Raw genomic sequence first — 13704 nt, forward strand, 5'->3', positions numbered from 1 at the left:
CGCGGGCAAGCCCGCTCCTGCGGGGGGGATCACCACCCTGAGCTGGAGCGGGTTTACCCGCGACGAGGCCGGTACAGGCCACAGCGATCAGTAGCCCCGGGCGAAATCGACTTCACCCCGCAACCCCTGCCCCGCTTCATAAGCCCGCACATTCTCGACAAACAAGCGCACCATCGCTGTCGGCGAGGTGGGTGCCGAACTGTGTCCGGTCAGCAACAAGCCCCACGCGCTCCAGAACGGGTGTTGCCTGGGCAGCGGCTCTTGCCGGCAGACATCGATCACCGCACCGGCCAGATGGCCTTCTTTCAGCGCCCCTACCAAGTCGGCATCGACCACTGCTACACCGCGTCCGGCATTGATGAACAAGGCCGAGGGCTGGAAGCACTTGAACAGCGCTGCGTCATACAGGTCATGAGTGGCGGGGGTATCCGGCAGCAGGTTTAGCACGTAGTCGACCTGGCCGACCATGCGCGGCAGGTCGGCCAGCGCCGCCACCTCGACGAACGGCGCCTGCTCACGGGCGCTGCTGGCGACCCCGTAAAGCTCTACACCAAACGGCTGCAGGAACTCGGCCACACGCTGACCAATGTCGCCTACACCCACAATGAGTGCCTTGCGCCCTTCCAGGCTGCGCCCCGGGTGGTCATCCCAACGCCGCTCGACCTGGCTGACCAGACGCGCCAGCACCTCACGCTCATGGCCTAGCATATAGGTGAGCATGTACTCGGCCATCACCTGACCGAAGATACCCACTGCCCGGCTCAGGCGGTAATCACGCGGTAGGCCATCGGCCAGCAACGGCGTGATACCGGCCCATGTCGACTGCATCCAGGCAGGCTTATGGCCTTGGCGCAGCAGACTTGCCAGCAAGTCCGGCTGGCCCAGCCACACCGGGCACTGCGGTGCCTGGCGGGCCAGTTCGGCAGAGTCGCCGCTGGTCAGAACTTCCACTTCAGGCGCGGCTGCGCGCAAAAGCTCGGCGTATCGAGCATGGTCATGCTCAGCAATCAGTACGCGCATGGTCAGACGGGGTCGTTACGGCGCAGCAGCTCTTCGGGCAGGTGCTCGATGTACTCATCTTCCAGCGGCGGCATCTGCAGGTGGTAGCCTTGGCTTTCGAGGTTCTCCAGCACCTTGCTGATGTCCTCGCGGGCCAGCTTGCGCTCAGGGCTGAGCACCAGGTCGAAAGCGTGCACGGGGGTGCCGAAGAACGGCAGCAGGCCTTCAGGCACGCGCTCCAGGCCGTCAGCCTTGAGCACGTACAGGTACATTTCGTTCTTGCGTGGGCTTTTGTAGATCGAGCAAATGCGTTTCATCGGGTTTCTCCGGCGCCTGCCAGGTTGTCCAGCAGGGCCTGGCCCATGCGCTCACGGCGCCAGCCGCGCAGCGAATCGGGCAGTTGATAAGGGCCATTGGGGTAACCGCTCTTGAGCAGCGCCTCCAGGGCTTTCTTGCGCAGCATCAGCTCGGGCGCAATCCCCAGGCGCTCGCCTTCGGCCTGGCCGATGGCACGCAACTGCTTGAGGAGGCCGGCAGCCTCGATCGGCAGCGGCTCGGGCAAGGGCGCTGGCCATTGCTCGGCCGGCAGGCTGGCGGCGCGCTTGATCAGCTGGATGAGGAACTCACCGTCCTGACGAATGGTGCGCGGGTGCATCTCGTCGATCTTGGCCAAGGCCGACAGGTTGTTCGGCTGGCTCTTGGCCATGGGCCACAGCGAGTGCTCCTTGAGGATACGATTGCGCGGGACATCGCGGTTGCGCGCCTCGCGCTCGCGCCAGGCGCACAGCTCACGCAGCACTGCCAGTTGTTGAGGCGCCAGCTTCCAGGCCAGCTTGACGTCGCGGTACAGGCTTTCGGGCTCGACTTCACGGCGCAACGCAGCCACCAGCTCGGCGCCGTCTTCCAGCACCCAGGCGTACTTGTCGTCACTCAGCCGCGGGCGCAGCACGGTGAACAGCTCGGCCAGGTGCACGGCGTCTTCGGCAGCGTAGCTGACCTGGGTTTCCGAGAGCGGGCGTTGCAGCCAGTCAGAGCGGGTTTCACCTTTGGGCAATTCGATGCCCAGCACTTCCTGCACCAGGCGCGAATAGCCCATGGAGAAGCCCAGGTTCAGGTAACCGGCGGCCAGCTGAGTGTCGAACAACGGCTGAGGCAGCTTGCCGGTCAGGCGCAGCAGTACTTCGAGGTCTTCGCTGCAGGCGTGCAGCACCTTGACCACACCGCTGTCTTCCAGCAGGTCGGCCAAGGGTTGCCAGTTGCCGATCAGCAGCGGGTCGATCAGGAAGGCACGTTGGCCGTCGCCGATCTGAATCAGCCCGGCTTTCGGGTAGAAGGTGTCGACCCGCATGAATTCGGTGTCGACGGCGACGAAGGGCAGCTGGTGCCAGTCGCGGCAGTGCTCGGCCAGGCTCTGGTCGTCACGGATCCAGTGAATTTCGATGGCCACAAGGCTCTCCCACTAACATTGGCGCGCAGTATATACGGCGAGGGCACTGCTGGTGAAACTGTCCAGCTTTCAGGGGGCAGTCCACCCTGTGGGAGCGGGCGCGCCCGCGAATGAAGGCAACACGGTGTATGGCCCGGGCTTACCCGCTCCAGGGATCACCCAAGCCTGCATGACACGCGACTGACTTCAGCGCTTGGCTGCCAGCCAGGGCCGGCAACCGGCGAACATGTCCAGCGACTGCTGGTAGAGCTCGGTGTGTACCTGCAACAGGCCAAGCATCGAGTGGAACAGATTGTCCTGGGACAACGGGGTATCGCTGAGCCGGGCCAGGCAGTCGTTGTCGATACCGAAGTCCTCCTTGTAGCTGTCGGAGAACCAGGTCAGCAGCGGCACATGCTTCTGCGGCTCGGGAGCGATGGCGTACGGCGTGCCGTGCAGGAACAGGTTGTACTCGCCCAGCGACTCGCCGTGGTCGGACAGGTAGATCATCGCGGTGTCGACCTTGTCTTGCTTGCTGCGCAGGGTATCGATCAGCGAGGCCAGCACCTTGTCGGTGTAGGCAAGGGTGTTGTCGTACCCGTTGATGATTTCCTCCTGGCTGCACTGGTTCAACGCGTTGCTCTGGCACACCGGGGTGAAGCGCTCGTCTTCACTGGGGTAGCGCTTGAAGTACTCGGGGCCGTGGCTACCCATCTGGTGCAGCACCAGCACGGTGTCCTTGTCGAGGTTGTCGATCAGCGCGTCCAGGCCTTGCAGCAGGATCTGGTCATGGCATTCGCCATTGGCGCACAGCTGCGGGTCCTTGAGGTTGCTGACATCGATGAACTGCACGCGATCGCAGGTGCCTTTGCAGCCCGACTGGTTGTCACGCCACTGCACGGCCAGGCCGGCACGCTGGAGAATGTCCAACAGCCCTTCACGGTTTTTCGCTACCCGGGCATCGTAGTCCCTGCGCTTCATGCCCGAGAACATGCAAGGCACCGAAACCGCCGTTTCCGTACCACACGAGTGCACGTCGGAAAACGCCAGCAGGCCCTGTTCCTTGGCGAGATTCGGCGTGGTATCGCGGTCATAGCCCAGCACGCCGAAATGGTCTGCCCGGGCACTTTCTCCGACCACCAGCACGGTCAACGACTTGCGCTCATGTTTTTGCCAGGCCGCATCACGCTTGGCATCTTCACCATAATGCTGGAACGGGCGCGAAGCCGTACCGACACGCTCGCTGACATAACCAATGGAAGCCCCGACGATATTGCTGGGGGTGAGCATCAGGCGCAGTTCATGGTGATTGCGAAACAGCGACGACAGCCCCTGATAATTGACCAACGCGACCGAGCCGATGGTCACTACACAGGCGCCACTGACCACCAACTTGCCCAGCAGTTCGCGGTGCCAGGGGCGGTAAGCGATCTTCGCCTTCCACAGCAGCACCGAAGGCAGCACGCCCAGCAGCAGGATATACGCGGCAAACTTGAACGACATCAAGTCGCGCACTTCCGCAATATTGGTTTCGGCCATATTACGAAACATGCCGGTATCAATAAGTACGCCGTACTGGTTCATGAAGTAAGCCACGCCCGCGCCACTCATGAACAACACAATAAGTACCGGCTTCAATACATACCGGAAGGCAAGTAACGTGAGGATCAGATTGAAGGCGAAGAGCATCAGCACGGCAAACGCCAGACTCAGCCATAACCCCGACAGGCCGGCAGGAACCACCGCCTGCAGGTGCTCCCAGAGGAACATGTTGAAGCCGATCAGCAGGTAAAGACTGGCCAGCAGCGTGACCCATTCAGTCCGCAGGGATTTGAAGTTGAGCATCAGCGTTCGCAATCAAGAGTGATTTTCACCCCCCAGGCCAGAAGGCACCGTGGGAAAGTTGGGTGAACTCTAGAAAGCACGTCATCAATTTTTTGTGAAAAAGACGGTAACAATTTCGTGAAGGTGCGTCTTTTACAAGTTATCGCAAAACCATTCAGCTGCCATTCAGCCTGGACAGCCGTCACCAGCCTGCGCAAAGACAGCTATCCTCAGTGATCAGAGCCTTACCGACAACCCTGACAGAGGTGAAGAAATGCCAGTTCCGCATGATCTGCTCGCTGACCTGCACGTTACCGCTGATGCATTCCAGGCGCTCATGGACAAGGATCAGGACCTGCACAAACTGCACAAGGAGTACAACGCCAAGGACAAGGAGGTGGTCGCCGCCGAAGGCAACGGAACCAACGACGAGGCCGTCAACCGCCTGCGCAAGGAAAGGTTGCTGATCAAGGACAAGATCGAACGGATCATTCATCCGCCCAAATCCTGACAGGCATCTATTGAATCCACCGGCCTCTTCGCGGGCAAGCCCGCTCCTATACCGATGCGCAGACCGTCGTAGGAGCGGGTTCACCCGCGAAAGGGCCGGGCCTGCTGGCCAATTTCCCTGGCCGTTCACCGTTGCCGCCGCCACCGTATTCGCGGGTAAACCCGCTCCTACACCGATGCGCAGTCCAGACCGTCGTAGGGGCGGGTTCACCCGCGAAAGGGCCGGGCCTGCTGGCCAAGGTCCCTGGCCGTTCACCGTTGTCGCCGCCACCGTATTCGCGGGTAAACCCGCTCCTACGCCAATGCGCAGACCGTCGTAGGAGCGGGTTCACCCGCGAAAGGGCCGGGCCTGCTGGCCAATGCCCCTGGCCGTTCACCGTTGCCGCCGCTACCGTATTCGCGGGTAAACCCGCACCTACGCCAATGCGCAGACCGTCGTAGGAGCGGGTTCACCCGCGAAAGGGCCGGGCCTGCTGGCCAAGGTCCCTGGCCGTTCACCGTTGTCGCCGCCACCGTATTCGCGGGTAAACCCGCTCCTACGCCAATGCGCAGACCGTCGTAGGAGCGGGTTCACCCGCGAAAGGGCCGGGCCTGCTGGCCAATGCCCCTGGCCGTTCATCGTTGTCGCCGCCACCGTATTCGCGGGTAAACCCGCTCCTACGCCAATGCGCAGACCGTCGTAGGAGCGGGTTTACCCGCGAAAGGGCCGGGCCTGCTGGCCAATGTCCCTGGCCGTTCACCGTTGCCGCCGCTACCGTATTCGCGGGTAAACCCGCGAAAGGGCCGGGCCTGCTGGCCAATGCCCCTGGCCGTTCACCGTTGCCGCCGCTACCGTATTCGCGGGTAAACCCGCTCCTACGCCAATGCGCAGACCGTCGTAGGAGCGGGTTTACCCGCGAAAGGGCCGGGCCTGCTGGCCAATGCCCCTGGCCGTTCACCGTTCTCGCCGCCACCGTATTCGCGGGTAAACCCGCTCCTACGCCAATGCGCAGACCGTCGTAGGAGCGGGTTTACCCGCGAAAGGGCCGGGCCTGCTGGCCAATGTCCCTGGCCGTTCACCGTTGCCGCCGCCACCGTATTCGCGGGTAAACCCGCTCCTACGCCAATGCGCAGACCGTCGTAGGAGCGGGTTCACCCGCGAAAGGGCCGGGCCTGCTGGCCAATGTCCCTGGCCGTTCACTGTTGCCGCCGCTACCGTATTCGCGGGTAAACCCGCTCCTGCGCAGACCGTCGTAGGAGCGGGTTCACCCGCGAAAGGGCCGGGCCTGCTGGCCAATGCCCCTGGCCGTTCACCGTTGCCGCCGCTACCGTATTCGCGGGTAAACCCGCTCCTGCGCAGACCGTCGTAGGAGCGGGTTCACCCGCGAAAGGGCCGGGCCTGCTGGCCAATGTCCCTGGCCGGTCATCGTTGTCGCCGCCACCGTATTCGCGGGTAAACCCGCTCCTACGCCAATGCGCAGACCGTCGTAGGAGCGGGTTCACCCGCGAAAGGGCCGGGCCTGCTGGCCAATGCCCCTGGCCGTTCACCGTTCTCGCCGCCACCGTATTCGCGGGTAAACCCGCTCCTACGCTCAATGCGCAGACCGTCGTAGGAGCGGGTTTACCCGCGAAAGGGCCGGGCCTGCTGGCCAATGTCCCTGGCCGTTCACCGTTGCCGCCGCCACCGTATTCGCGGGTAAACCCGCTCCTACGCCAATGCGCAGACCGTCGTAGGAGCGGGTTTACCCGCGAAAGGGCCGGGCCTGCTGGCCAATGTCCCTGGCCGTTCACCGTTCTCGCCGCTACCGTATTCGCGGGTAGACCCGCTCCTACGCCAATGCGCAGACCGTCGTAGGAGCGGGTTCACCCGCGAAAGGGCCGGGCCTGCTGGCCAATGCCCCTGGCCGTTCACCGTTGCCGCCGCTACCGTATTCGCGGGTAAACCCGCTCCTACATCGATGCGCAGACCGTCGTAGGAGCGGGTTTACCCGCGAAAGGGCCAGCAGCCCTCACACAGCAACCAGCGCTTTCAACGCCCCATCCAGGTCCTCGACCAGATCACGGTAGTCCTCGATACCTACCGACAACCGCAGCAGGTTCTCGCTGATCCCCATCACCCCTTTCTGCTCCGGGCTCAGCGAGCAGTGCGACATGCTCCAGGAATGGTTGATCATGCTCTCAACCCCGCCCAGCGAGTCTGCCAGCACAAAAATCTGCAGTGCCTCCACCAGGCGGTTGAGCGCGGCGCGGTCGCCCTTGACCTTCATCGCCACCACTGCCCCGCCACTGCGCATCTGGCGTTTGCACAGTTCATGCTGTGGGTGGCTTTCCAGCCCCGGGTAATAGACCTGCTCGACCTGCGCGTGGCCTTCCAGGAAGCGCGCCACCTTCAGGGCATTGGCGCACTGGCGCTCCATGCGCACATCCAGGGTCTTCAGGCCGCGCAGGGCCAGGTAGCAGTCGAACGGCCCCTGCACCGCACCAATCGCCATGCTGATGCGGCGCAGGCGTGCCAGCAGCGCGTCATTGGCGGCGACCACCACACCGCCGGTGAGGTCGGAGTGGCCACCGATGTACTTGCTGGCCGAGTGCATCACCAAGTCCACGCCCAAGGTAATCGGGCGCTGGTTCCACGGCGAGCAGAACGTGTTGTCGATGCAGGTAAGAATCCCCCGCGCCTTGGCCAGGCTGCACACCGCCTTGATGTCGACCAGGTGCAGCAACGGGTTGGTCGGCGATTCGATCCAGATCAGCTGGGTTTCCGGCTTGATCGCAGCCGCTACGGCTTCAAGGTCGTTGAGATCGACATAAGTGGTGGTCAGCCCCGAGGTGCGGCTGCGGTAATCTTCCATGATGCGGAATGTGCCACCGTACACGCCGTTCATCACCACCACGTGGGCATCCTTGGGCAGCAGCTCAAGCACGGTTGCGGTGGCATTCACTCCCGAGGCGCAGGCCACAGCGCCCACGCCTTCTTCCAGGGCAGCGACACAGGTTTCGTAGGCATGCCGGGTGGGGTTGCCGACGCGGCTATAGGAATATTCCGGCTTGTCATCCAGGCTGCGCTTGGTGAACGAACTGGCGGTGACGATGGCCGGGAAAATGGCGTTATCGGCAACGCTGAACTGCTCGCCGGCGTGAATGGTACGGGTGGCGAAATTGCGCGGCTTGTCGGACATGGTCAGGCCCATTGGCAGAATGAAAGCTGCAACTATCGCACAACCCAAATCGTCTGGCCTTGGGGTAATCTGTGAAATATTTTTCTGCACGGCCAGCGCACGATATGGACAGTTTCGACCAGCACATTCTTACCCTGCTACAGCGTGATGCCTCGATCTCGCTGAAGGACCTGGCCGAGGCCGTCAACCTGTCCACCACACCGTGCTGGAAGCGGGTCAAGCGCCTGGAGGAAGATGGTTATATCCTCGGCCGTGTCGCCCTGCTGGACCCCGAACGGCTGGGGTTGGGGCTTACCGTGTTCGTCCAGCTCAAGACCCAGCGCCACGACAGCGCCTGGCTGGAGCAGTTTGCCGCGACCGTGACCGGGTTCGAGGAAGTGATGGAGTGCTACCGCATGTCCGGGGACTGGGACTACATGCTGCGGGTGGTGGTGGGCGATATCGCCGCGTATGACCGGTTCTACAAAAAGCTGATTACCCGTACCGATGGGCTATCGAACATCACCTCCAGTTTTGCCATGGAGCAGATGAAGTACACCACGGCTTACCCGGTGCATCGCGCCTGACCGGTGCTGGATGCTTCGCGGACAAACCCGCAGGATCACCTCAACCTCAAGCGCTGAGGGGTCCCGTAGGAGCGGGTTCACCCGCGAAGAGGCCAGCACAGGCACCCCATCAATCCGAGGCCAACACCGCCGCAATGCGGTTCCCCGCCTTGGCTTTCTCAACCTTGATCGCCACAAATTTCGAGGTCGGGGTGTAGGTGCCCTCGCCATAACTTTCCAGCGGTACCAACGGGTTGGTTTCCGGGTAATACGCCGCCGCCTGTCCCTCGGGCACGTCATACGCCACCAGGCGGAAGCCCGACACCCGCCGCTCCACGCCATCCTCCCACAGCGACACCAGGTCCACCTGCTCACCCGGCTCGAAGCCCAGGCGACGGATGTCGGCCTCATTGACGAACACCACTTCACGCAGGCCGAACACCCCCCGATAGCGGTCGTCCAGGCCATACAGGGTGGTGTTGTACTGGTCATGCGAGCGCAGGGTCTGCAGGATCAGGTCGGGTTTGTCACCCCGGGCCAGCACCTTGGCATTGACCAACTCCTCGGGCAGCGCGTGGGGCATGAACCGGGCCTTGCCCGTGGCCGTTCGGAAGTTGCGATCGGCGGCGGTGTTACCCAGGTGGAAACCGCCCGGCTGCTGCAAGCGCTCATTGAAGCTGGCGAAACCAGGGATAACGTCTGCGATCATCTGACGAATACGGCTGTAGTCGGCCACCGCAAACTCCCAGTCTATCGGCTGGTTGCCCAGCGTAGCCTTGGCCATGCCGGCGATGATCCAGGGTTCCGAGCGCATATGCGGCGAGCGCGGGCGCAACTGGCCGTTGGAGATGTGCACCATGCTGAAGGTGTCCTCCACGGTCACGCCTTGCGGCCCTTCGGCCTGCAGGTCGATTTCGGTACGGCCCAGGCACGGCAGGATCAGCGCATCGCGGCCGGTGACCAGATGCGAGCGGTTGAGCTTGGTGGAAATCTGCACGGTCAACGCGCAATTCTGCAGCGCCGCGTGGGTGCGCGCGGTGTCCGGGGTGGCTTGGGCAAAGTTGCCGCCCAAGCCGATGAACACCTTGGCCCGCCCCTCTTCCATGGCTTTGATCGCCAACACCGCGTTGTGCCCATGGGTACGCGGCACACTGAACTGGAAGCGTTTTTCGATGGCATCGAGCAGCGCCGCCGACGGCTTCTCGTCGATACCCATGGTACGGTCACCCTGCACGTTGCTGTGGCCACGCACCGGCGACAGGCCTGCGCCGGGTTTGCCGACGTTGCCGCGCAGCAGCTGCAGGTTGACGATTTCCTGCACGGTCGGCACCGAATGGCGATGCTGGGTGACGCCCATGGCCCAGCACATGATGACCCGCTCGGCCTTGCGATACATGCGTGCGGCCAGCTCGATCTCGGCCAGGGTCAAGCCCGACTGCTTGACGATGTGCTCCCAGGACGTGGCGTCCACCGCCGCCAGGTAATCGTCGACGCCGCTGGTGTGCTCGGCGATGAAGGCATGGTCGAACACCGCCGGCTCGCCCTTGGCCTGCGCCTCGCGCTCCCATTGCAACAAGTACTTGGCAATACCGCGCATTGCCGCCATGTCCCCACCCAAGGCCGGGCGGAAGTAGGCGCTGGAGGTCGGCTCGGAGCCGTTGCTGAGCATTTCGAACGGGTGCTGCGGGTGCTGGAAGCGCTCGAGGCCACGCTCTTTCAACGGGTTGAAGCAGACTACCTGGGCACCACGCTTGACCGCTTCCCGCAGGGGTTCGAGCATGCGCGGGTGGTTGGTGCCGGGGTTCTGGCCGATGACGAAGATCGCGTCGGCCAGCTCCAGGTCGTGGAACACCACGGTGCCCTTGCCCACCCCAAGGGTTTCCGACATACCCGCGCCGCTGGCTTCGTGGCACATGTTCGAGCAATCAGGGAAGTTGTTGGTGCCGTAAGCGCGCACGAACAGCTGGTAGAGGAACGCCGCCTCGTTGCTGGCCCGGCCCGAGGTGTAGAACTCGGCCTCATCTGGCGACTCAAGCGCACGCAGATGCCTGGCGACCAGCTCGAAGGCCTCCTGCCAGGTGGTTTCGACATAGTGGTCGGTGGCGGCGTCGTAACGCATCGGGTGGGTGAGGCGGCCCTGGTATTCCAGCCAGTAGTCGGTCTGTTCCTTCAGCGCGCTGACGCTGTACCTGGCGAAGAATGCCGGGTCCACCGAACGGCCAGTGGCTTCCCAGTTGACCGCCTTGGCGCCGTTTTCGCAGAACTTGACCATGTCGCTTTCCGGCGACTCGCCCCAGGCACAGCCGGGGCAGTCGAAGCCGCCGTTCTGGTTGGTCTTGAGCATGGCCCGCAGGTTCTTGAAGGCGTTGTCGCTGCCCAGCCAGCTCTTGGTCACGCTTTTCAGCGCCCCCCAGCCGGCGGCGGCGCCCTTGTAGTCCCTGATGTGTTCGTCCTGGCTCATGCGATGAATCCTCACGCTTCGATGCTTTTTTCCAGCCTATGGAGCGTGGGGAGGCCGCGTCCAATCGAAAGATCTTACGGCGTGATAAGCGGTTTCGATCACGGGCCGCCAGATGCCATACCAAGCGATAGAGGCCATCGATCAACCGGTCAGGCAAAGCAATTTGACGGCCCTGCGGCCAGGTTATAGCTTGGAGTCATGTCCCAACCCATTCGAGTGCGAACGTGGAACAGAACAGCCGGGCCCTGATCGACGGCTTCAACCGGAAAATCGACTACCTGCGGATGTCGGTCACCGACCGTTGTGACTTCCGTTGCGTGTACTGCATGGCCGAAGACATGCAGTTTCTGCCGCGCCAGCAAATCCTCAGCCTCGAAGAACTGTTCCAGGTGGCCGAACGCTTCGTCGCTCTGGGCACCCGCAAGATCCGCCTGACGGGTGGCGAGCCACTGGTACGCCAGGGCATCGTCGACCTGTGCGGGCGCATCGCCGCCCTGCCCGGCCTGCGCGAGCTGTGCCTGACCAGCAACGGCTCGCAACTCGGGCGCCTGGCTCAGCCGCTGTTCGACGCCGGGGTGACACGTCTGAATATCAGCCTGGATAGCCTGGATGCCGACCGTTTCAAGCAACTGACCCGCACCGGCGACCTTGCCCAGGTAATCGCCGGTATCGACGCCGCACGCCAGGCGGGTTTCAAACGCACCAAACTCAACTGCGTGGTCCTCAAAGGCCGCAACGACCATGAACTGGTCGATCTGGTGCGCTTTGCCATCGAACGTGAACTGGACATCACCTTCATCGAGGAAATGCCGCTGGGGGTGATAAGCGAGCATGAACGTGGCGAATCGTTCTGCTCCAGCGATGAAGTACGGGCACGCCTGGCCGAGCAGTTCACGCTGATCGAATCGACCGAATCGTCCATGGGGCCGGCCCGTTACTGGCGCCTGGCCGAAGCCGCGAATACGCGGGTCGGCTTCATTTCACCGCACAGCCACAACTTCTGCGCCACCTGCAACCGCGTGCGCCTTACCGTCGAAGGCCGCCTGCTGCTGTGCCTGGGCAACGAACACTCGGTAGACCTCAAGCACGTGCTGCGCGCCCACCCTGGCAACCCCGAACGCCTGGAAAAGGCCATTCGCGACTCGCTGCACCTCAAGCCCTATCGCCATCATTTCGAAGTCGGTGGCGATGTGCAGATCCTGCGCTTCATGAACATGACCGGCGGCTGAGCAGCCGTCTCTGGATTTCCATGATCGTCCCCCCCTCCACCGATGTGTTGCGCGTGTTGTTCACCCTCAAGGGGTCGATCGTCAAACGCATTGCCCTGCGTTGCCTGATGGTGACACTGCTAGCCGCGCTGATCGTGCTGGTCGAGCGGCATTACCCGGCGTATTTCTACCCGGTCAGCGCCACGCCGTTCACCTTGCTGGGCCTGTCGTTGTCGATCTTCATGAGCTTTCGCAACAACGCGTGCTATGACCGTTGGTGGGAGGGGCGCAAGGCCTGGGGCAAACTGATTATCGAAACCCGCTCGTTCGTGCGGGAAAGCGTGGCGATTGCCGACGAAACACTGCGCACCGAACTGCTGCGCAACTTGTGTGGTTTCGCTCATGCACTCAATGCCCGGCTGCGTAACGAGGACGAACGGGCAGCTGCCAGACCGTGGCTGGCCCAGGCCGATGCGATCAGCCCGCACAATGTGTGCGACGGCATCCTGCGTGAAATCGGTGGACACTGTTCACGGTTGGCCGCGCAGCAACAGATCAGCGAATGGCGCTACCACCTGCTGGAACAACGTCTGGTGGGCCTGACCGAAGTGCAGGCCACCTGCGAGCGGATCAAGGGCACGCCTTTGCCGTTCCCCTACACGCTGCTGCTGCACCGTACCATCTACATTTTCTGCCTGCTGCTGCCGTTTGCCCTGGCCGAGCCGCTGGGCTGGCTTGCACCGCTGTTCACCACCATCGTGGGGTACACGTTCTTCGGGCTGGATGCGATCGGCAACGAGCTGGAAGACCCGTTCGGGCGCGATGAGAACGATCTGCCGACCGATGCCATGGTGCGGACGGTGGAGCGCGATGTGCTGGCCGGATTGGGGGAACAGCAACTGCCTCCCGCCTTGTTGCCGGTGGGGTATGTGTTGAGCTGACCGTGGGTGGTTGCCTGTTCTGGCCTCTTCGCGGGTAAACCCGCTCCTACATCGGCAACAGGTGTTTGACGAAGTTGCATGGCCGGTGCCGTGCATCCAGCTGCTCGGCCAGAATCCCTTCCCAGGCGGTGCGGCAGGCTCCGGTCGAGCCCGGCAGGCAACACACCAACGTGCGGTTGGACAACCCGGCCAACGCCCGGCTCTGCACGGTCGAGCTGCCAATATCGAGAATCGACAATGCCCGGAACAACTCGCCAAACCCATCGATACGCTTGTCCAGCAGGCACTCGACCGCTTCGGGTGTGCTGTCGCGCCCGGTAAAGCCGGTACCGCCGGTGATCAGCACCACCTGCACCTGTTCATCAGCAATCCAGCTGGCCACCTGAGCGCGGATCTTGTACAGGTCGTCCTTGAGCAGCGCTCGCGCCACCAGCCGGTGACCGACCTCGACCGAGCGGTTGGCCAGCAGCTCGCCGGAAGTATCGTTGTCGTAGGTACGGGTGTCGCTGACAGTCAGCACGGCGATGTTCAGCGGTACGAAGACCGCATCAAGTTGGACGCGCACAATGAAGCTCCTTGAAGGGCATTTTCACCACGCTAGAGGCATAGCCCCAGGTGCGTCCAATCGATAT

General features: G+C 62.9%; 11 protein-coding genes. 4 read left to right on the plus strand and 7 right to left on the minus strand.

Annotation, left to right across the window (positions count from 1 at the left end):
* Positions 1–87: 87 nt before the first annotated feature.
* From J3A98_RS17425 to J3A98_RS17440, 4 genes are all read right to left on the minus strand, one after another.
* Positions 88–1020 carry a D-2-hydroxyacid dehydrogenase gene (locus J3A98_RS17425; RefSeq protein WP_209967543.1) on the minus strand — a complete coding sequence of 311 codons (933 nt, stop codon included), beginning with the start codon at positions 1018–1020 and terminating at the stop codon, positions 88–90.
* Between the two features lie 2 nt (positions 1021–1022).
* Positions 1023–1316, minus strand: a complete 294-nt coding sequence (locus J3A98_RS17430) for a YcgL domain-containing protein (protein ID WP_021783370.1) — start codon at positions 1314–1316, stop codon at positions 1023–1025.
* On the minus strand, positions 1313–2446 hold the full coding sequence (gene rnd, locus J3A98_RS17435) for a ribonuclease D (protein ID WP_064491840.1): 1134 nt from the start codon (positions 2444–2446) through the stop codon (positions 1313–1315). The genes J3A98_RS17430 and rnd overlap by 4 nt, the downstream gene beginning before the upstream one ends.
* Before the next feature lie 186 nt (positions 2447–2632).
* Positions 2633–4270 carry a phosphoethanolamine--lipid A transferase gene (locus J3A98_RS17440; protein WP_209967545.1) on the minus strand — a complete coding sequence of 546 codons (1638 nt, stop codon included), beginning with the start codon at positions 4268–4270 and terminating at the stop codon, positions 2633–2635.
* Between the two features lie 253 nt (positions 4271–4523).
* Between J3A98_RS17440 and J3A98_RS17445 the strand changes: the two genes are divergently transcribed.
* On the plus strand, positions 4524–4760 hold the full coding sequence (locus J3A98_RS17445) for a YdcH family protein (RefSeq protein WP_209967547.1): 237 nt from the start codon (positions 4524–4526) through the stop codon (positions 4758–4760).
* A gap of 1987 nt (positions 4761–6747) precedes the next feature.
* Here J3A98_RS17445 and J3A98_RS17450 read toward each other — a convergent pair.
* Positions 6748–7929: an aminotransferase class I/II-fold pyridoxal phosphate-dependent enzyme gene (locus J3A98_RS17450; protein ID WP_209967548.1), complete on the minus strand. Its 1182-nt coding sequence runs from the start codon at positions 7927–7929 to the stop codon at positions 6748–6750.
* A 92-nt stretch (positions 7930–8021) separates the two neighbouring features.
* Between J3A98_RS17450 and J3A98_RS17455 the strand changes: the two genes are divergently transcribed.
* Positions 8022–8483: an Lrp/AsnC family transcriptional regulator gene (locus J3A98_RS17455; RefSeq protein ID WP_003254691.1), complete on the plus strand. Its 462-nt coding sequence runs from the start codon at positions 8022–8024 to the stop codon at positions 8481–8483.
* Positions 8484–8592: 109 nt separating this feature from the next.
* Here the strand turns inward: J3A98_RS17455 and J3A98_RS17460 are convergent, their stop codons facing one another.
* On the minus strand, positions 8593–10923 hold the full coding sequence (locus tag J3A98_RS17460) for an FdhF/YdeP family oxidoreductase (RefSeq protein ID WP_176685824.1): 2331 nt from the start codon (positions 10921–10923) through the stop codon (positions 8593–8595).
* A gap of 224 nt (positions 10924–11147) precedes the next feature.
* Here J3A98_RS17460 and moaA point away from each other — a divergent pair, with 224 nt between their 5' ends.
* A complete protein-coding gene (moaA, locus tag J3A98_RS17465) occupies positions 11148–12152 on the plus strand; it encodes a GTP 3',8-cyclase MoaA (protein ID WP_176685823.1) in 1005 nt (334 codons plus the stop codon).
* A 20-nt stretch (positions 12153–12172) separates the two neighbouring features.
* Positions 12173–13072 carry a bestrophin family protein gene (locus J3A98_RS17470; RefSeq protein ID WP_209967551.1) on the plus strand — a complete coding sequence of 300 codons (900 nt, stop codon included), beginning with the start codon at positions 12173–12175 and terminating at the stop codon, positions 13070–13072.
* A gap of 46 nt (positions 13073–13118) precedes the next feature.
* Here J3A98_RS17470 and moaB read toward each other — a convergent pair whose 3' ends face one another.
* Positions 13119–13637, minus strand: coding sequence for a molybdenum cofactor biosynthesis protein B (gene moaB, locus J3A98_RS17475; RefSeq protein WP_102885781.1), 519 nt, complete (start codon positions 13635–13637; stop codon positions 13119–13121).
* Between the last annotated feature and the right edge of the window lie 67 nt (positions 13638–13704).

The organism is Pseudomonas sp. BP6 (genome assembly GCF_017875935.1).
In the GTDB taxonomy this organism is placed as follows: domain Bacteria; phylum Pseudomonadota; class Gammaproteobacteria; order Pseudomonadales; family Pseudomonadaceae; genus Aquipseudomonas; species Aquipseudomonas putida_Y.

What these genes read in the sequence shown, in the direction of transcription:
- J3A98_RS17425 (WP_209967543.1), bottom strand. Translation starts at nt 1,020, where the DNA reads ATGCGCGTACTGATTGCTGAGCATGACCATGCTCGATACGCCGAGCTT.
- J3A98_RS17440 (WP_209967545.1), bottom strand. Translation starts at nt 4,270, where the DNA reads ATGCTCAACTTCAAATCCCTGCGGACTGAATGGGTCACGCTGCTGGCC.
- J3A98_RS17460 (WP_176685824.1), bottom strand. Translation starts at nt 10,923, where the DNA reads ATGAGCCAGGACGAACACATCAGGGACTACAAGGGCGCCGCCGCCGGC.
- J3A98_RS17430 (WP_021783370.1), bottom strand. Translation starts at nt 1,316, where the DNA reads ATGAAACGCATTTGCTCGATCTACAAAAGCCCACGCAAGAACGAAATG.
- J3A98_RS17445 (WP_209967547.1), top strand. Translation starts at nt 4,524, where the DNA reads ATGCCAGTTCCGCATGATCTGCTCGCTGACCTGCACGTTACCGCTGAT.
- J3A98_RS17470 (WP_209967551.1), top strand. Translation starts at nt 12,173, where the DNA reads ATGATCGTCCCCCCCTCCACCGATGTGTTGCGCGTGTTGTTCACCCTC.
- J3A98_RS17455 (WP_003254691.1), top strand. Translation starts at nt 8,022, where the DNA reads ATGGACAGTTTCGACCAGCACATTCTTACCCTGCTACAGCGTGATGCC.
- J3A98_RS17450 (WP_209967548.1), bottom strand. Translation starts at nt 7,929, where the DNA reads ATGGGCCTGACCATGTCCGACAAGCCGCGCAATTTCGCCACCCGTACC.